Annotated in this window: 16 protein-coding genes; 4 read left to right on the forward strand and 12 right to left on the reverse strand. The window is 36.8% G+C overall.

Annotated elements, in window-relative coordinates; all coding sequences use genetic code 11:
• Nucleotides 1–129: 129 nt before the first annotated feature.
• On the reverse strand, nt 130–1,029 hold the full coding sequence (locus MKY78_RS00870; protein WP_339215487.1) for a polysaccharide deacetylase family protein: 900 nt from the start codon (nt 1,027–1,029) through the stop codon (nt 130–132).
• A 153-nt stretch (nt 1,030–1,182) separates the two neighbouring features.
• Between MKY78_RS00870 and MKY78_RS00875 the strand changes: the two genes are divergently transcribed.
• Nucleotides 1,183–2,706: a BCCT family transporter gene (locus tag MKY78_RS00875; RefSeq protein ID WP_339215488.1), complete on the forward strand. Its 1,524-nt coding sequence runs from the start codon at nt 1,183–1,185 to the stop codon at nt 2,704–2,706.
• A 142-nt stretch (nt 2,707–2,848) separates the two neighbouring features.
• Here MKY78_RS00875 and lpdA read toward each other — a convergent pair whose 3' ends face one another.
• From lpdA to MKY78_RS00900, 5 genes are all read right to left on the reverse strand, one after another.
• Complete coding sequence (gene lpdA / locus MKY78_RS00880; protein ID WP_339215490.1) at nt 2,849–4,255, reverse strand: dihydrolipoyl dehydrogenase; 1,407 nt, start codon at nt 4,253–4,255, stop codon at nt 2,849–2,851.
• 5 nt (nt 4,256–4,260) lie between these two features.
• Nucleotides 4,261–5,544, reverse strand: a complete 1,284-nt coding sequence (locus tag MKY78_RS00885) for a dihydrolipoamide acetyltransferase family protein (RefSeq protein WP_339215491.1) — start codon at nt 5,542–5,544, stop codon at nt 4,261–4,263.
• Between the two features lie 21 nt (nt 5,545–5,565).
• Nucleotides 5,566–6,543 (reverse strand): alpha-ketoacid dehydrogenase subunit beta, encoded by a 978-nt coding sequence (locus MKY78_RS00890; RefSeq protein WP_339215493.1) that lies wholly within the window; start codon nt 6,541–6,543, stop codon nt 5,566–5,568.
• A gap of 3 nt (nt 6,544–6,546) precedes the next feature.
• A complete protein-coding gene (pdhA, locus tag MKY78_RS00895; protein ID WP_339217780.1) occupies nt 6,547–7,590 on the reverse strand; it encodes a pyruvate dehydrogenase (acetyl-transferring) E1 component subunit alpha in 1,044 nt (347 codons plus the stop codon).
• A gap of 413 nt (nt 7,591–8,003) precedes the next feature.
• Complete coding sequence (locus tag MKY78_RS00900; protein ID WP_339215494.1) at nt 8,004–8,660, reverse strand: YkyA family protein; 657 nt, start codon at nt 8,658–8,660, stop codon at nt 8,004–8,006.
• A gap of 208 nt (nt 8,661–8,868) precedes the next feature.
• Here MKY78_RS00900 and def point away from each other — a divergent pair, with 208 nt between their 5' ends.
• The 3 genes from def to rnjA all read left to right on the forward strand — a co-directional run bounded on the left by def (nt 8,869) and on the right by rnjA (nt 11,954).
• Entirely contained in the window at nt 8,869–9,420 is a 552-nt protein-coding gene (gene def / locus MKY78_RS00905) for a peptide deformylase (RefSeq protein WP_339215495.1), read from the forward strand.
• 653 nt (nt 9,421–10,073) lie between these two features.
• Nucleotides 10,074–10,283 (forward strand): DNA-directed RNA polymerase subunit epsilon, encoded by a 210-nt coding sequence (locus MKY78_RS00910; protein WP_339215497.1) that lies wholly within the window; start codon nt 10,074–10,076, stop codon nt 10,281–10,283.
• Between the two features lie 3 nt (nt 10,284–10,286).
• On the forward strand, nt 10,287–11,954 hold the full coding sequence (rnjA, locus tag MKY78_RS00915; RefSeq protein WP_339215499.1) for a ribonuclease J1: 1,668 nt from the start codon (nt 10,287–10,289) through the stop codon (nt 11,952–11,954).
• 85 nt (nt 11,955–12,039) lie between these two features.
• Here rnjA and MKY78_RS00920 read toward each other — a convergent pair whose 3' ends face one another.
• The 6 genes from MKY78_RS00920 to dapD all read right to left on the reverse strand — a co-directional run bounded on the left by MKY78_RS00920 (nt 12,040) and on the right by dapD (nt 18,776).
• On the reverse strand, nt 12,040–12,708 hold the full coding sequence (locus MKY78_RS00920; RefSeq protein ID WP_186868534.1) for a TrkA family potassium uptake protein: 669 nt from the start codon (nt 12,706–12,708) through the stop codon (nt 12,040–12,042).
• Between the two features lie 95 nt (nt 12,709–12,803).
• A complete protein-coding gene (locus MKY78_RS00925; protein ID WP_339215501.1) occupies nt 12,804–14,645 on the reverse strand; it encodes an ABC transporter ATP-binding protein in 1,842 nt (613 codons plus the stop codon).
• A gap of 12 nt (nt 14,646–14,657) precedes the next feature.
• Entirely contained in the window at nt 14,658–16,406 is a 1,749-nt protein-coding gene (locus MKY78_RS00930) for an ABC transporter ATP-binding protein (protein WP_339215502.1), read from the reverse strand.
• A gap of 195 nt (nt 16,407–16,601) precedes the next feature.
• Nucleotides 16,602–16,844, reverse strand: a complete 243-nt coding sequence (locus MKY78_RS00935; RefSeq protein ID WP_211741550.1) for a YkuS family protein — start codon at nt 16,842–16,844, stop codon at nt 16,602–16,604.
• Nucleotides 16,845–16,915: 71 nt separating this feature from the next.
• Nucleotides 16,916–18,043, reverse strand: a complete 1,128-nt coding sequence (locus MKY78_RS00940; RefSeq protein ID WP_339215504.1) for an N-acetyldiaminopimelate deacetylase — start codon at nt 18,041–18,043, stop codon at nt 16,916–16,918.
• A 16-nt stretch (nt 18,044–18,059) separates the two neighbouring features.
• Nucleotides 18,060–18,776, reverse strand: coding sequence for a 2,3,4,5-tetrahydropyridine-2,6-dicarboxylate N-acetyltransferase (gene dapD, locus MKY78_RS00945; RefSeq protein WP_339215505.1), 717 nt, complete (start codon nt 18,774–18,776; stop codon nt 18,060–18,062).
• Between the last annotated feature and the right edge of the window lie 7 nt (nt 18,777–18,783).

An 18,783-nucleotide genomic window follows, 5' to 3' on the forward strand; every position in this document is an offset into this window, starting at 1 on the left:
CAGCCCCCTCTTTATTATATAACATTCTAATTATAGTATATAACAATTAGATAAATAACTGTAATTAGTATAACATATTAGTTAAAAAAAGTACCAGTGAAAATTTTCACTGGTACCATTTTACGAAGTTCACTCTATTGTCTCAATCAACTCAGGGTCAACAATCTCATATCCCTGTTCTCTAAGTCCTTCCACAATATCCCTTAACGCCTCATTCGTCCATTCGCGATCATGCATTAAGAGGTTAGCTCCTGGCTTTAGTAAAGAATATGGAACATCTACCTCTGGCCCTTCCCCTGTTACCATTGCTTCTATCAGCTTGTCCTTATCCATATAAGGAGTAAAGTAATCATACCCATAAGACCAGTTCATTACTATCATTTTTTCTTCTTTCGCTATTTTTTTCGAGTCTTCTGTATTGATACCATGAGGTGCACGGAAAAATTTAGGTCTTTCTCCAATAATCTCTTCAATCTTATCATTCAAGCGAACTATTTCTTCACGTTGTTTTTCAGGATCATGTACTATGCTTTCAAGATTGACATGAGAATACGTGTGATTACCTATGGTAAAGCCCATATTATGAATTTCCTTTAATACTTCTGCTTCTTGAGGTGTGTCTATAAAATGCCCATTGACAAAAAATATCGCACCAGCATCTAATTCCTGTAACGTTTTTGCCATTTGTAAGGCATACTTCTCCGGAGCATCATCAATGGTAAGTAACACAACTTTCGCATTGATGCCATCTTCTATTGGAACAACTGACCAATCTTCAGAAACACGGTATTGTGGTTTAATTTCTTCTGTATTTTCCTCACTCTTTTGATTAGATTCCTCTTCCTTATCCTTCGTTATCCCGTTAGATGTCTCTTCCTCTTCCAATTCACTTACTTCATTTTCAGACTTTTGATTGGTTTGTCCTACTACCTCATCTGACTTGCTTCCCTCAATTTGTTCATGCCCGGGGCTACAGGCAGATAAAAATAAAATAACTAGTGTTGATAAAACGAAAACTGCTATTCTCATGTAACACCCTCCTGATGATCTACTCCTAATATACTCAGTTTAATCGACGAAAAAAAAGAAGACAACCTCTTTATTTTTGCGAAAGTTCTCCTAATAGTTGGGGATAGTAATATAGACACTACTAATTACAGAATCAGATAGGATTGATTTAATATGAATAAGGTAACGAAAGTATTTTATATTTCAGTAATCATTAGTCTGTTATTCATTATTTGGGGGATCATTCCGGATAGTGTGTTACCCAATGGAAACCTAGAAGCAGTTACTTCGACCATTCAAACATATATTGTAGACAAATTTGGGTGGTTCTATTTAATCAGTGCATCATGTTTTCTCTTATTTTGCTTATTCCTTATATTCTCTAAATATGGTGGTATCAAGCTAGGTAGACCGAACGATAAACCAGAATACTCTTATTTGACATGGTTTGCCATGTTGTTTAGTGCAGGAATGGGAATTGGATTAGTCTTTTGGGGGGCGGCAGAACCATTGTCACATTTTCACAATCCACCCTATGGCGATTCTATGACGAGTGATGCAGCAAAAACCGCTATTCAATATAGCCTTTTTCATTGGGGATTCCATCCTTGGGCTATATATGCCACTATTGCACTTGCTTTAGCATATTTTAAGTTCAGAAAACATTCATCAGGATTAGTTAGTGATATATTAGTTCCCTTGTTTGGTTTAAAAGGAAAAGAAGTATGGGGAAGTATAATAGACTTCATTGTGGTATTTGCAACTGTATTCGGTGTTGCCACCTCTCTTGGATTTGGCGCGATACAAATTAGTGGTGGAATATCATTTGTCTTCGGAATCGACCAAACTTTCTTGTTTCAATTGCTAATTATCGTTATCGTGACAATTCTGTATATGCTCTCTGTATCCGCTGGTTTGAATAAAGGAATGAAATATTTGTCTAACTCTAATATCGTCCTTGCAGTAGCCTTAATGATATTTCTGTTATTTTTAGGACCTACCACATTTATGTTAAATTACTTTACTACATCCATCGGCAATTACATTCAAAATTTGCCAAGCATGAGCCTACGTATGACACCTTTTAATGAAGATAATACTTCCTGGATCAAAGACTGGACTATTTTTTACTGGGCATGGTGGATTGCTTGGGCACCATTTGTCGGGACGTTTATCGCTAGAGTGTCAAGAGGAAGAACCATTCGGGAATTTATACTTGGTGTTTTACTTGTCCCTACTATTTTTAGTGCGCTTTGGTTTACCGTTTTCGGTGGTTCGGCAATACATTTAGAATTCTTTGAAGGACTAGATATTTTTCATTATGTAGGTGAACTTGGTGAAGAAACCGTCCTGTTTGCCATACTTGAACAATTCCCATTATCCACCATCATATCGCTTTTAGCTATCTTGTTAATTGGTACCTTCTTTATTACATCAGCAGATTCAGCTACATTTGTATTAGGGATGCAAACAACTGGAGGAAGACTAGATCCACCCAATTCAGTTAAGCTGATTTGGGGAATTATTCAGTCTGGTGCTGCTGCGGTATTATTATGGCAGGGTGGGTTAGGTGCACTGCAAACTGCTTCTATCATTGCTGCCTTCCCGTTTAGTATTATATTACTTTTAATTGTAGGCTCACTGATAAAGTCGTTTAGACAAGAATTTAAAGAAATTGAAATGAGAAGAAAAGGTTAATGTACTATTACGTCAAAAATAGGCTAGCTATCTGATTTAAGTAAATTAGCCTTATCGATTTTATTACTGAATTTAAGAGTATGGTACAAAAAAAGAGTGATGTCGGTTCAACAAGAACCTAACATCACTCTTTACGTTAATATTAAAGCATATGAATAGGTGTTCCAAGTGCAACTTCAGCTGCTTCCATTGTAATCTCACCAAGTGTTGGATGAGCATGAATAGTTAAAGCAATATCTTCAGCAGTCATACCTGCTTCAACCGCTAAACCAATTTCAGAAATCATATCACTAGCATTAGGGCCAGCGATTTGACCACCTAGAACTAGACCATCTTCTTTACGTGTAACTAACTTCAAGAAGCCATCTGTATTGTTTAATGATAATGCACGACCATTAGCACCGAATGGGAATTTAGCCACTTTTACATTGTAGCCTTGTTCCTTCGCTTCAGCTTCCGTTAAACCTACTGATGCAAGCTCAGGCTCAACAAATGCTACGGCAGGCATACCGATATAGTCAATCTCAGATTTTTCACCGCTGATTGCTTCAGCAGCAACTTTACCTTCATAAGAAGCTTTATGAGCAAGTGGTAATCCAGGAACAATATCCCCAATTGCATAGATATTTTCTACATTTGTGCGACATTGCTTATCTACTTTGACTAGACCTCTTTCGTCTAATTCAATACCAACTTGTTCAAGACCAATTTCACTAGTGTTTGGACGACGACCAACAGTAACTAGTACATAATCAGCTTCAACAACTTCCTCTTTTCCGCCAACTTCGTATGTTACTTTCACGCCATCTTTTGTTTCTTCAACACCTTTAGCCATTGCTTCTGTAACAATTGTTGCACCTTTGTTTTTAAGACGTTTCTTAACAAGTGCAGTCATTTGTTTTTCAAATCCGCTTAGAATATCTTTTGCACCTTCAAGGAAGACAACTTCTGTTCCGAAGTTTGCATAAGCAGATCCAAGCTCACTGCCGACATATCCTGCACCAATTACTACCATTTTCTTCGGTACTTCTTTAAGATTTAATGCACCTGTTGAATCAAGTACACGTTCTGAGAATTTGAATGTCGGAATTTCAATAGGTGATGAACCTGTTGCAATAATACAGTTTTTGAAAGTATATGTTTGAGATGTTTTTTCATCCATTACTTTAACTGTATTTTTATCTACAAAATAAACTTCACCTTTAAGGATATCCACTTTATTACCTTTTAATAAACCTTCTACACCAGATGTAAGCTTATTAACGACAGATGCTTTCCACTCTTGTACCTTCGCAAAATCAAATGTAACATTTTCAGATTTAATACCTAAATCTTCATTACCTTTTGCATGAACGACAGAATGACCAGCTTCAATTAGTGCTTTTGAAGGAATACAACCAACATTTAGACATACGCCACCAAGAGCGCCTTTATCTACGATTGTAACTTTTTGACCTAATTGTGCAGCACGAATTGCAGCAACATATCCCCCAGGACCAGCTCCGACAACTAGAGTGTCTAATTCAATTGGAAAATCTCCTACTACCATAATCCTTACGCCTCCATCATGATTAATTGTGGATCATTTAATAATCGCTTGATTTGATTTAAGGCCATTTGAGCAGTTGCACCATCAACAATACGGTGGTCAAAGCTCAAGGAAACTGCAAGTACTGGAGCAATTACTACTTCTCCGTCACGAACAATTGGTTTCTCAGCAATTCGGCCAATACCTAGAATAGCAGCTTCTGGATAGTTGATAACTGGTGTAAACCATTGACCACCAGCAGAACCAATGTTAGAAATAGTACTTGAAGCGCCTTTCATCTCATCTGGTGCTAGTTTACCACTTCTAGCTTTTTCTGCCAATTCATTAATTTCTGCAGAAATGGCGAAAATAGATTTACGATCAGCATTTTTAACTACAGGAACTAATAATCCTTTATCTGTATCTGCAGCGATTCCTACATTATAGTAATGTTTTTGAACAATTTCTTCCGTAGCATCATCGATAGATGCATTTAAAATAGGATATTGTTTTAAAGCTGAAACTAGAGCTTTTACTACGTATGGTAAGTACGTAAGCTTAATTCCTTGATCAATTGCTGCTTGTTTAAATTTCTTACGATGTGCAACTAGTTCTGTAACATCTACTTCGTCCATTAATGTTACGTGAGGTGCTTTCGTCTTCGAATTAACCATCGCTTTCGCAATTGCTTTACGAATTGGACTCATTTTCTCACGAGTTTCTGGGAAGTCACCTTCTAATACAGGTGCTTTAGCAGATTTTTCTTCTGCTGGTGCTGTTTCTGTAGCAGTAGCTTCTGTACCTTGAGCTTGAGATGTGCCACCTGTTAAGAAATTATCAATATCTTCTTTCGTGATACGGCCATTATTTCCAGAGCCTGTTACTTGTTTAATATTAACATTGTTTTCACGAGCATATTTACGTACAGAAGGCATAGCAATCACACGTTTACCTTCATCTACACTATCATCTGCCTGTACATTTGTTGGAGCAGTTTCTGTTTTAGGTGCTTCTTCTTTTGCTGCTTCTTTAGGAGCTTCAGCTGGTTCTTCACTTCCAGCATCTTCATAGCCTTCTGCATCAAAGGAAATAAGTGTATCACCTACGATAGCTACTTCCCCTTCTTGTACAAAAATCTTTGTTACCGTACCTTCTACTGGAGAAGGGATTTCTACTACAGCTTTATCGTTTTGTACTTCACAAAGAATGTCATCTTCTTTAACTTCGTCGCCTTCTTTTACCATCCATGAAACAATCTCACCTTCGTGGATTCCTTCACCAATATCCGGTAATTTAAATTCAAAAGCCATTTAAATAGCCTCCTTTTACTTTTAGAAATTCACTACTGTGTTTACTTTTTCAATGATGTCATTGTAATTTGGTAACCAAACTTCTTCTGCTTCTGAGAATGGGTATACCGTATCAGGTGCAGCAACACGCAATACTGGAGCTTCTAAATGTAAAATTGCTCTTTCTTGAATCTCAGCAACAACATTTGCAGCAATACCAGCTTGACGCTGAGCTTCTTGAACCACAACTACACGGTTGGTTTTCTTAACTGATTCTAAAATAGTATCCATGTCAATTGGTGAAACCGTACGTAGGTCGATTACTTCAACATCAATTCCATTCTTCTCAAGCTCTTCTGCAGCTTTAAGAGAAGCATGTACCATCGCACCGTAAGTTACAATTGTTACGTCTTTTCCTTCACGTTTTACATCTGCTTTTCCAAGCTCGATTGTGTATTCACCTTCAGGAACTTCACCACGGAAAGAGCGGTATAATTTCATGTGTTCTAGGTAAATTACAGGGTCATTATCGCGAATAGCTGAAATTAATAGTCCTTTTGCATCGTACGGAGTAGATGGAATAACTACTTTCAAACCAGGTTGTTGTGCCATTAATCCTTCTAATGAATCAGCATGTAATTCTGGAGTGTGTACTCCACCACCAAATGGTGAACGAACAGTAATAGGTGCAGTATGAGTACCACCAGAACGATAACGCATACGTGCCATTTGACCACTAATAGAATCAATTACTTCATACACAAAGCCGAAGAATTGAATTTCCGGTACTGGGCGATATCCTTGCAATGCTAGACCAATTGCAAGACCACCAATTCCAGATTCAGCTAATGGCGTATCAAATACACGATTTTCCCCGAATTCTTTTTGAAGGCCTTCTGTAGCACGGAATACCCCACCATTTTGGCCGACATCTTCACCAAACACTAACACGTTTTCATCATTTTTCAATTCTACGCGTAGTGCATCAGTGATTGCTTGAATCATTGTCATTTGTGCCATTTTTTACTTCGACTCCTTTGCTTTATACTCTTCCATTTGTTCTACTAAATTACTTGGAAGTTTCTCGAACATATTAGAAATAAAATCAGTAACTTTTTGTTTAGGATATTGATCAGCTTTTTTAATAGCTTCTTTAATATCTTCTTTTGCTTGTTCAATTACTTGATTTTCCTCTTCCTCAGACCATAATTTCTTACCTTCTAGGAATTTACGGAAGCGTACTAATGGATCTTTTTTCTCCCATTCAGAATCAAGATCTGCTGAACGGTAACGTGTTGGATCATCACCAGCCATTGTATGAGGACCATAGCGGTATGTCATTGTTTCAATTAGCATTGGGCCTTCTCCAGCAATTGCGCGTTCACGAGCATGTTTTGTCGCTGCATATACAGCAAGAACGTCCATACCATCTACTTGAATACCTTCAATACCAGCTGCGACAGCTTTTTGTGCTAATGTTTTAGCAGCAGTTTGTTTATCTCTAGGTACAGAAATGGCAAAACCATTGTTTTGTACGATAAAGATATTATTAGCTCCATATGCTCCAGCGAAGTTCATACCTTCATAGAAGTCACCTTGTGATGTACCACCATCACCAGTATAAGTAATTGCGACAGCTTTTTTGCCTCTCATTTTAAGACCTAAACCAACACCAGCAGCTTGCACATATTGAGCACCAATGATGATCTGTGGAGGTAATGCATGAACTCCCTCAGGCATTTGGTTTCCATGGAAGTGTCCTTTAGAGAATAAGAACGCTTGATATAGTGGTAAGCCATGCCAAATCAACTGAGGCACATCACGATACCCAGGTAAGATAAAGTCATCTTTTTCTAGGGCAAAATGACTACCTAATTGTGAAGCTTCTTGACCTGCAGTAGGAGCATAGAAGCCTAAACGTCCTTGACGGTTAAGTGCAATCGAACGTTGGTCTAATACACGAGTATAAACCATTCTTCTCATAAGCTCTTTTAATTCATCATCTGATAAATCCGGCATGTCATCCTTATTGACAATTTTCCCATCTTCATTAAGAATCTGGAACATTTCGAACTGACTTTCAACACTCTCTAAAACGTGTTTCAAAATAGTTCACCTCTTCCTTTCATATATCCTTTTAATTTATCTTTACTATCCTTCCCAAAAACTTGGAAAATCTGTACCTATTTGCTCATATTTATGTCTACATGCAAATCGGTTGTAATCATACGTGGAGAAACAGCCAAAAACTGTTACATAAATTCTGCAAAAAATACTGGTACAATTTTTAATACATGTAAAGTTTAGCGTATATAATCCCTATAGGTCAACTACTTTGATTTATATTTTTACATCCTAATTAAGACAGTTTCTTGAACACTGAGCTAAACTGTTATAGTTCCAATTTGGCTCTGTTACATTTTGAACAAAAGAGAGCCTCCCTCATATGCTAGGGAGGCTCTCTTACAAGCTAGTTTTCGTTAATCAATATATTTCACATTAATTTCCGCCACTTCATAGAAGTCCTTTTTTAAATCATTATACTCAGAAGTATAGTCATTAAAAAGGCTATTCGCTTCAATTACTTCTTGATACTTTAAATTAACCTTCTCTACATGTTCTTGCAACGCTTCTTGCTCTAAATCTTCACGTTGTAGCATCTCATATAATTGCTTTTCTAGTTCTAAGGACTCATTATATGTCTGATTCAGCTTATCATATGCCTCAAAACGATTGATCATCGTGTTATACATCGTTAACGCCTTCTCTTTAACATCTTCATCCTTTATTTCTTCAATCAACTCTTTAGACTGTTCGAATTCTGCGCGAGAAGCGTCTAAACTTTCTTTCTCCAAGTTTATTCTTTCGTCTCTCTTCTCAATGGACTCAAGCGCTCTTTCCGCATATTCTTTTATTTGATCTAATTCTTCAATCCCTAGCTCAATGATTTGTTTATATAATTCCTGTTCTTCCTGCTCTAGATTCGTAATTTCATCTTGTTGCTCCTGAAAACCCTCTTCTAATTTAACAGCCTCTTCTAAATGATTGTATATTTGTGTTTCCGGACTATTTCCACACCCAGCTAATAGGAAAACCATTCCTAACATAATAACTACGATTAAATGATTATATTTCACGTTTTCTTATCCCCCTCAAAACTTCTCGTATAAATAGTCTGTGTAGAACTGTTAAATAGTATATCATAAATTATCAATTAAGCATTTATTAATTATTGCTTGTCTTCTATAAGTAAAAATATGCCTTCCAAACTAATTATATGATAAACTATTGAATTGACTATAATATGATAAATATAGGACCATTATAGAGTTGGAGTGAATCAAAATGCTAACTATGGATGATATTGTACGTGAAGGGCATCCTTCATTAAGGGAAGTTGCAAAAGAAGTAACACTTCCACCTTCCGAGGAAGAGGTTTCCTTACTAAAAGAAATGCTTGAGTTTTTACAAAATAGTCAAGATGAAAAAATTTGTGCACGATATAATTTGCGACCTGGTGTAGGTCTAGCAGCACCACAATTAGGGATTAATAAAAGGATGATAGCTGTTCATTTCGAGGATGGCAATGGCAATCAATATAGCTACGGTTTATTTAACCCCAAAATTGTAAGTCATTCTGTGGAGAAAGCTTATTTAACAGTAGGAGAAGGATGCCTATCTGTTGACCGTAATGTAGAAGGTTTTGTTCCACGTTATGCACGTATTACCGTTACCGCTACAGATATAGATGGTAATCCAGTAAAGCTTCGTTTGAAGGATTATGCCGCAATTGTATTCCAGCATGAAATTGATCATTTGAATGGTGTTATGTTCTACGATCATATTGATAAAGAAAATCCTTTTGCAATTCCTGAAAATTCCAAAGCTATCGATTAGTTATGAAGGGTCGACCACAAGGTCTGACCCTTTTTTATACCATGCATAGAAAACGGTATTCTCGAGAAACATAACATTAAGAAACTGGACCTTAGTACCTAACTAACGTTTAAATAGCTTTCTTAAATAAAATGTTTTTTAAAGTAAATCGTTGATTTTTATTTCAATATTTTCAAATCCATACTATACTATAATTAAGAGGGATTGGACGGTAGAAAATTATATTTGCTTTTCTTTAATCTTTTGAAAGGAGTGTATGTCCTTATGTTACGTCGCCTAAAAGAAAAGCTAAAGAAGCGTTGGAAAGATTTTTTAGGCCGAGGACGTGTACCATCAACTTTTAGAGAATAAAGAAAAAAAGGCAGGGTATAAATGATAGCCAATCTACCGATAATGATAAATCTAACATAGTCATTCACCTGTCTTTTTGTTAAGTTACCTGGTGTGAACGGATTATAAAGATGCGGAATATAGTTACGATGTACGATAGACTCTAAGTCAATCGTTAGATTAGAATGAGTGAATGAAACGGATTCCGATTCTAAGCGGAAATAATTACATAATAAGCTTAGGCTAATTAGTAATAACGGATATCTTCTTTACATTTTTTGAATGGTAAATATAAAGTTATAGAGAGAGACAGGAGAGATAGCATGATTTTTAAAGTAATATACCAAGAATCTAGACAAGAAATACCAGTACGAGAACGTTCTAAAAGCCTTTATGTTGAGGCAGATTCTGAAAAGGAAGTAAGACAAAAATTAAGCGATCGCAACTATAATATCGAATTCATCCATCCACTAGATGAAGCACATTTAGCCTATGAAAAACAATCCGAAGATTTTAAAGTGGAGAATGTTTAAAAAATGAAATTCGTAAAAAATGATCAGGCAGCAGTATTTGCACTAGGTGGACTTGGTGAAATAGGAAAAAATACGTACGGAGTACAATTTCAAGATGAAATAATTCTAATTGATGCTGGGATTAAATTCCCTGAAGATGAGTTACTTGGTATTGATTATGTTATTCCTGACTACACCTATTTAGTGCAAAATCAAGATAAAATAAAAGGCTTAATTGTAACACATGGTCACGAAGATCATATTGGTGGAATTCCTTATTTACTGCGTGAAATTAACATTCCTATTTACGCAGGTAAGCTGGCGATTGGCTTAATTCGAAATAAATTAGAAGAACATGGATTATTAAGAAATGCAAAATTACATACCATTCAAGAAGATGATATCATTAAATTCCGTAAAACATCTGTTAGCTTTTTCCGTACCACACACAGTATTCCCGATGCATATGGTATAGTCGTAAAGACACCACCAGGCAACATCGTTCATACCGGTGACTTTAAGTTTGATTTCACACCAGTTGGGGAACCTGCAAACTTAGCAAAAATGGCAGAAATAGGAAAAGAAGGTGTACTTTGTCTGCTTTCAGATAGTACCAATAGTGAAGTTCCAGGCTTTACATTGTCTGAAAAAGTAGTTGGAGCAAATATTAGCGATATATTCAGTCGTGTAACTGGCAGAATTATTTTTGCTACCTTTGCCTCTAATATTTACCGTCTTCAACAGATGGTAGAAGCTGCTGTTCGCTATAATCGAAAAGTTGCTGTATTTGGGCGTAGCATGGAATCTGCTATTAAGTTAGGACAAGAGCTGGGCTATATTCAAGCTCCAAAAGACACATTTATCGAAGCAAACGAGATTAATCGTCTCCCAGCAAATGAAGTAACCATTCTTTGTACCGGATCTCAAGGTGAGCCGATGGCAGCATTATCTCGAATTGCAAATGGGACACATAGACAAATCCAAATAATCCCTGGTGACACGGTAGTATTTTCTTCTTCGCCAATCCCTGGAAATACATTAAGTGTTAGCAAGACCATCAATATGTTGTACCGTGCTGGTGCAGAGGTTATTCATGGCAAATTAAATGATATTCACACTTCTGGACATGGAAGCCAAGAAGAACAAAAGCTAATGTTACGCTTAATGCAACCGAAGTACTTTATGCCGATTCACGGTGAATACCGTATGTTAGTGGAACACACTAAATTAGCTGAAATGTGTGGCGTAAATGTAGAAAATTCTTTCGTTATGGATAATGGTGATGTGCTAGCTTTAAGTAAAGATACTGCACAGGTATCCGGAAAGATTCCTTCCGGTTCTGTATATGTAGACGGAAGTGGTATTGGCGACATAGGTAATATCGTCTTACGTGACCGTCGTATTCTATCGGAAGAAGGATTAGTTATTGTAGTCGTAAGTATCAACATGAAGGAGTTCAAGATTGCTGCAGGACCTGATATCATTTCTCGTGGTTTTGTTTATATGCGTGAATCAGAGGACATGATTAATCAAGCGCAAAAGCTTGTTTCTGCACACTTGAATAAAGTAATGGAGAGAAAAACGACACAATGGTCTGAGATTAAAAATGAAATTACAGATACAATTGCGCCATTCTTATATGAAAAAACAAAACGCCGTCCAATGATCTTACCGATTATTATGGAAGTTTAAAAAAAGAAAGTCTCCTTACGGGTATGATCCCTAAGGAGACTTTTTTTATGTAGTATGAACAAAATTCATTCCATTAAAACGAATTTTAATCATCTATCACTAGCTGTCTTTCAAATCTAGCAATGTCTTTATCTGCACCTACTACCACTAATATATCATTTTCTGTTAGTATATCGTCTGGAGTTGGCGATACGTTTATATCTCTCCCCTGCTTAATCGCAACAACTGTACAACCGAATTTTGCACGTATATCGAGTTCAATAATAGACTTACCTGTCATCTTCTTGCCTGCTTTAACCTCGACAATACTATGGTCATCTGAAAGTTCTAGATAATCAACAATATTATTGGAAATAATACTATGTGCTATTCTTCGGCCCATGTCTCTTTCCGGGTGTACGACTTGATGGGCTCCAATTTTATGTAGTATTTTAGCATGGTAATCATTTTGCGCTTTTACTGTAATGCGCTGTACACCTAATTCCACTAATACTACGGTTGTCAAAATACTAGCTTGGATGTTATCACCAATAGCAACAATAACATGGTCAATATTTTTAATACCTAATTCTTTTAATGTCGTTTCATCTGTTGAGTCAGCAATCACCGCGTGAGAAGCAATATGCTTAAATTGATTCACTTTTTCCTCATCACGATCTATAGCCAATACTTCCATTCCTTCACGGCTTAATTCCTGACAAATACTCCCCCCGAACCTTCCTAAACCAATAACTGCAAATTCCTTTTTTCTCATAAAAGTTCCTCCATCAGTATCCTTCTATCATTTATACTTTAACAATTGTAAGAAAAAGAAGCAATTTCCTTAGCGAAAATTGCTTCCTGTTCCTGTTACATTGCATCGAGCATTTGAAATTGAGAGCGTACTAAATGATAATACTCTCCTTTTTGCTCCATTAATTCATCATGGTTTCCATTCTCTAGAATTTTTCCATGTTCTAATACATAAATATTATCTGCTTCTCTAATAGTTGATAATCTATGAGCAATAATTATCGCTGTTCTACCATGCAATAATGTTCGTAGTGCAGCTTGTATTTTTAACTCTGTCTCCGTATCGATGCTTGCTGTTGCCTCATCTAAAATAATGATACTAGGATTAGCTAAAAGTGCACGAGCAAATGATAATAACTGTCTTTCTCCGGCAGAAAGAATATTCCCTCGCTCTTCTACTTCTGTTTCGTAGCCTTTTGCCAGACGCTTAATAAAATCATCTGCCCCGACTACTTTAGCAGCTTCCACAACTTCCTCATCACTTGCATCCGGTCGGCCGAAACGGATATTCTCCATAATCGTTCCTGAGAAAATAAAGGTATCCTGTAAAACTACACTGATATGTTTACGTAAGCTCTTTAATGACACATCTCGTAAGTTATGTCCATCAATCTTCACTTGCCCTTTTGACGGATCATAGAATCTACTAATTAAATTAGCAATAGTCGATTTACCACTTCCCGTATGTCCTACTAACGCAATTGTCTGACCTGCCTTCATTTCTAAAGATACTTCATGTAGTGCAATCCGGTCATTATTATAGGAGAATTGAACTTTCTCAAATTCAATATGCCCTTTCATTTCAGTAAATTCATACGGGTTTTCCGCTTCATCAACATTCGGCTTTTCATCTAAATACTCGAAAATCCGTTCCGATGAAGCCATGGCTACAAGCAGCTGATTATACATCTGACCTAATCGAGAAATAGGATCCCAGAACATACCTAGATAGAAGGCAAAGGCTATAAAGGTACCAACTGCTATACCACCCGCATCGGGTCCTAAAATAATTAAATGCGCCCCATAGGCAATTAGTATTACTGTTCCTATGGCATTACTCATTTCTACAAACGGACGGAACATAGCACTTTTTCTTGTCGCATCAATCCATGCAGAATAAGTGTCTGTATTTAACCCATTAAAGAACTCAGTATTCTCCTTTTCCTGTGTAAACGACTGTGTGATTCGAATACCTTGAATGCTTTCATTCAAATGTGAATTCATACGGGATTGTTGAATACGAACTTCCTGCCATGTACGACGAATCTTCCTTCTTAATACTGTTGTAATATAAAACATTAACGGCAAAATAACCATTACTGCAACTGCTAATTTAGGACTTAAAGTAAATAGAATGGTAACAATACCAAGTAATGTAACAATATCCATTAATAAATTGATGATACCGTTCGAAAATAACTCTTGTAAGGAGTTGGTATCATTCATAATTCGAACTAGGATAGAGCCTGCAGATCTTTTATCAAAGAAATTATTAGATAAGCTTTGTACATGAGTGAATAAATGCTGTCTTAAATCATAAATGACATGTTGCCCTAGCAAATTCACCCATTTAATTCTTAAATAGTTCGCAATATAGCTTATAAGGTACAGAACTCCTATCACAATAACGAGATTGATTAATAGTTTCGTATCTTTATTCGCAATTGCTATATCAAACGCAGCCTTACTAATTAAGATAGGGATTGCTAAGCGAATAGCCGTGGATACAATCATAGCGATAATTGCACCTAGTAAGTATGTTTTCGTGTATGGTTTTAAATATACAAGCAAACGCCATATCTGCTTCCAGTTAAAGGGCTTTTCTATCGCTTGATCTATCGTATAATAAAATCGTTTTAAATGTCTTTTGTCAGGAATACTCTCTTTTTTACTTGCCATCTTGATCCCCCCTTAGTTCACAGCATTCATGATCGTATCATGGTCTTGATATTGGATATCATAAATTCGCCTGTAGGCACCATTTCGTTTTAATAACTCCTCATGGCTACCTCTTTCCACAACCTCACCATTATCTAATACAATAATTTCATCCGCATGTTTTAAGGAGGAAATTCGGTGAGCAATGATAAAGGAAGTACGCCCCTTCATGACTTCCTTTAATGCTTGTTGGATACGGAATTCTGTTTCCATATCTACAGCGGATGTGGCATCATCAAGAACGAGAATACTAGGATCTACACATATGGCACGCGCTATCGCAATACGCTGTCTTTGACCACCTGATAATCCCATACCTCTTTCACCAAGTAACGTGTCATATCCCTTTGGCATTTCCATAATAAACTCATGTGCTTGTGCACGCTTTGCTGCATCTATTATCTGTTCATCCGTTGCATCTGGATTACCATACGCAATATTTTCACGAATAGTAGTAGAGAATAAAAACGATTCCTGCAGCACAAATCCAATATGTTTTCTCAATGTCTTCAGATCATAGTCTTGAACAGGTCTGCCATCGACCAGTACCTCACCACCCTCAGGTTCATAGAATCGAGTAATTAATTGTGTAATACTTGTTTTACCTGATCCTGTACCTCCGATTAACCCAATCGTCTTACCTGGAGGCGCATCAAAGCTAATATTCTTAAGTGCGGAATCATCATCTTTTGTATAGGTCAAGGTTACATGTTTAAATGTCACATGACCTTTGATTGATTCTTTAGTCGCATTTTCTTTGACTACAATATCTTCGTTCTCTTCTAATATCTCACGAAGTCTTTCCCCTGATGCTTTCGCTTGTGAAAACATGTTAATAACGTAACCAACATTCATTAATGGTCCCATGATATACCAAACTAAGCTAAAGAAAGCTAGTAACTCACCAGGATTTAAACTACCATTAATAACTAAATATCCACCAAATCCAAGTAATGCAACAGCACACACATTCCCAATAAACTCCATTAATGGGAAGTACTTTGCCCAAAGCTCTGATGTTTTAATGTAATTTTGACGATAGTCTGCATTACTTGTGGAAAACCTACCAATTTCGAAATCTTCTCGTGATAATGATTTGACTGTTTGCACACCGCTAATATTCTCTTGTACCCTTGTGTTTAGTCTCCCAAAGGATTTTCTTATCCCTCTAAATGCTACGTGTGCAAGCTTTTCAAACCGCATTGCTACTAAAATGAGGAAAGGCATTGCCGCCATTGTTACTAATGTTAAGGACACAGAGTAATAAAACATGACACTTAAACTAATCGCGATAAGTAAAATTATCCTTATCAACTCGGAAAATCCAAAAGATAAGAAGAAGCGAAAACCTTCTACGTCTGCAGTTAGACGTGACATAATATCTCCTGTTTTAGCGTTATCGTAATACTTAAATGATAGGACTTGAAGCTTCTTGTACAATGCATCACGTAATTCATAGACTGTACTTACACCAAAACGGTCCCCTAAAAACTGGTGATAAAATGTAGCAATTCCCTTAATAAGCATTAAAACGATAAACACTGTAGCAATATAAGGAACTAACTCATATTTTTCTTTTGCTACAACTTCATCAATTGTTAACTGTAAAATGATCGGATACACAACTGTAATAACCGTTACAAAAAACAAGAAAAATAATGATCCAAAGAAGTAGTTTTTATAAGGCCAATAAAATTGTTTGAGCTTTTTAAATGTATCCATCCATTCCCCTCCCCCTGACGTTAATTTCTTTTATTCACGTAATTACTAATATAACGGTTTCCGAAATAAATTACCACCTCTTTTTCAAAATTTATTAAAAAATTTTTTATAATGAAAAAGGATAAAAAAAGAGGCCACTGAAAAAACATAAGATTTTCAGTGGTCTCATACATAACGAGTCTCTTCTTGATCATACTAGCTTAATTTTTCGTTTACCATTTGAGCAATTTCTTCAGCGTTCTGTCCACTCGCATTAATTACTGGTCCTGCTATACTTGTATCCGCCATTCCCATGACGTCTTTGTCAAGTCCAGAGATTACACAGCAATCACAATGCGCTGTATCCGCCTCTGATTTCAATTCAATGACTTCATGACCCATTGCCATTAATGCTTCCTTAACATCAGTTAGGGATTCTTCTACCCCGATTCTAGCCATCTTCTTCACTCCTCTAAGTATGCAATTTACAACTTTAGTTTTACCGAAAGTGAAGAATATATTCTATTTTATTATTCCTTTGACGATATGGTTTTAAGCATTTGGCTTACTATTTTAACACCGATCTCGAGCGCCTCTTCCTTTGGAGACAGTTTCGCATTATGTAATCCGTAGGGTGAGTCGACACCGAGCCAGAACATAAAGCCTGGAATTTCCTTTAACATAAAACCAAAATCTTCCCCAGTCATTGCCTTCTTAGCGTCTAAATAGACAAATTCGGATTGCTCCACAACAGCTTTTAATAACTGGACATAGTCAGAATCATTATATACTTGATAGTAATTGGAACCATAGTTAATGTTTATTTCACAATCATGACTAATCTCAAACCCCTGAGCCATTTTCTCTATCTTTTGCTTTATTCTTGTCATCGCTTCAGGCTTTAACGTTCGGATTGTCCCTTCTAGCCTAGCCGTTTCAGCAATAGCATTTTGCACATGTCCACTAGACATCTTTCCAATTGTTACAACTGCACTATCTAGAGGATCCATAGCTCGCGAAACAATATGTTGCACTAGAGAGATAAAGCTCCCTGCGGCTACAGCCATATCCTTCGTTAAATGTGGAAAGGCAGCATGCCCACCTTTTCCAATAAAATCAATATATAATTCACTTGTATTGGCAAATAATAACCCCGGCTTACTAGCAATAGTACCAACGGAATATTCAGGTGCAACATGAAGTGCAAAAATACAATCCGGCTTCCATCTTTGAAATTCCTCTGATTGCATCATAGATAATGCTCCACCTGGCCCTTCTTCAGCAGGTTGGAATACAAAGACGACATCGTCTTGGATAGGATGCTCTATAACCTCTTTCAACGCTCCTAACGCAATCGTCATATGAAAGTCATGGCCGCATGCATGCATCTTCCCTTCATGTGTAGAGGCAAACGCAGAAGCCGTTAGTTCTTCAATCGGAAGCCCATCTATATCTGCGCGGTATCCTATTTTTTTCTTTGGATTTAAACCAGACACCTTTACAAGTATACCTGTTTTCCATGTTTGTATCTCTACGCGATCTGTTGCTATTTCATGAATAAACCGTAATAAATATTCTTGGGTTTTCCATTCCTGAAACCCCAATTCTGGAATTCGATGTAAATCTCTACGTATTTCCTTCAGCTCCTGAAGCTCCATCGGTTTTCTCCTTGCTCTAATTATCTAGATTACGAAGTTCTTGCATAATCTCCGTTTTAGCCTTTGTTCCTTCATCAATTTCTTTTAATACTCTAGCTGGTGTCCCGGCAACTAATGTATTCGGAGCAACATCCTTAGTAACCACTGCCCCGGCAGCAACAACAGCACCCTTACCAATTGTCACACCTTCTAATACAACAACGTTAGCACCAATAACAACATCATCTTCCACTATTACTGGTTTTGCAGAAGGCGGTTCAATCACACCAGCCAACACGGTTCCGGCTCCAATATGACAATTCTTTCCTACCGTCGCTCTACCACCTAACACCGCATTCATATCAATCATCGTACCGTCACCAATTACTGCTCCGATATTAATCATGGCACCCATCATAATAACAACACCGTCTCCAATTTCTACTTGATCACGTATAATAGCACCTGGTTCGATACGAGCATTAATATTTTTTAGGTCTAATAAAGGAATTGCCGAATTACGACGATCATTCTCAATTACAAAGTCAGTGATTGCATTTTTATGTTCGTTTAAAAATGCCGAAACCTCATCCCACTCCCCAAATAGTACCCCACTTCTTTGCTCTACAAAGGCTTGAATAGTACCATAGGATAGTGAATTCAAGTTATCACCTTTTATATAAACCTTTACAGGTGTACTCTTTTTACTATTTGAAATAAAATTAATAATTTCTTTGGCATCCAACATTTTCATGTTCAGC

It is taken from the genome of Ornithinibacillus sp. FSL M8-0202, from assembly GCF_037975285.1.
Lineage (GTDB): Bacteria > Bacillota > Bacilli > Bacillales > Amphibacillaceae > Ornithinibacillus > Ornithinibacillus massiliensis.

What these genes read in the sequence shown, in the direction of transcription:
- MKY78_RS00870 (WP_339215487.1), bottom strand. Translation starts at nt 1,029, where the DNA reads ATGAGAATAGCAGTTTTCGTTTTATCAACACTAGTTATTTTATTTTTA.
- MKY78_RS00875 (WP_339215488.1), top strand. Translation starts at nt 1,183, where the DNA reads ATGAATAAGGTAACGAAAGTATTTTATATTTCAGTAATCATTAGTCTG.
- lpdA (WP_339215490.1), bottom strand. Translation starts at nt 4,255, where the DNA reads ATGGTAGTAGGAGATTTTCCAATTGAATTAGACACTCTAGTTGTCGGA.
- MKY78_RS00885 (WP_339215491.1), bottom strand. Translation starts at nt 5,544, where the DNA reads ATGGCTTTTGAATTTAAATTACCGGATATTGGTGAAGGAATCCACGAA.
- MKY78_RS00890 (WP_339215493.1), bottom strand. Translation starts at nt 6,543, where the DNA reads ATGGCACAAATGACAATGATTCAAGCAATCACTGATGCACTACGCGTA.
- pdhA (WP_339217780.1), bottom strand. Translation starts at nt 7,590, where the DNA reads ATGTTCCAGATTCTTAATGAAGATGGGAAAATTGTCAATAAGGATGAC.
- def (WP_339215495.1), top strand. Translation starts at nt 8,869, where the DNA reads ATGCTAACTATGGATGATATTGTACGTGAAGGGCATCCTTCATTAAGG.
- MKY78_RS00910 (WP_339215497.1), top strand. Translation starts at nt 10,074, where the DNA reads ATGATTTTTAAAGTAATATACCAAGAATCTAGACAAGAAATACCAGTA.
- rnjA (WP_339215499.1), top strand. Translation starts at nt 10,287, where the DNA reads ATGAAATTCGTAAAAAATGATCAGGCAGCAGTATTTGCACTAGGTGGA.
- MKY78_RS00920 (WP_186868534.1), bottom strand. Translation starts at nt 12,708, where the DNA reads ATGAGAAAAAAGGAATTTGCAGTTATTGGTTTAGGAAGGTTCGGGGGG.
- MKY78_RS00925 (WP_339215501.1), bottom strand. Translation starts at nt 14,645, where the DNA reads ATGGCAAGTAAAAAAGAGAGTATTCCTGACAAAAGACATTTAAAACGA.
- MKY78_RS00930 (WP_339215502.1), bottom strand. Translation starts at nt 16,406, where the DNA reads ATGGATACATTTAAAAAGCTCAAACAATTTTATTGGCCTTATAAAAAC.
- MKY78_RS00935 (WP_211741550.1), bottom strand. Translation starts at nt 16,844, where the DNA reads ATGGCTAGAATCGGGGTAGAAGAATCCCTAACTGATGTTAAGGAAGCA.
- MKY78_RS00940 (WP_339215504.1), bottom strand. Translation starts at nt 18,043, where the DNA reads ATGGAGCTTCAGGAGCTGAAGGAAATACGTAGAGATTTACATCGAATT.
- dapD (WP_339215505.1), bottom strand. Translation starts at nt 18,776, where the DNA reads ATGAAAATGTTGGATGCCAAAGAAATTATTAATTTTATTTCAAATAGT.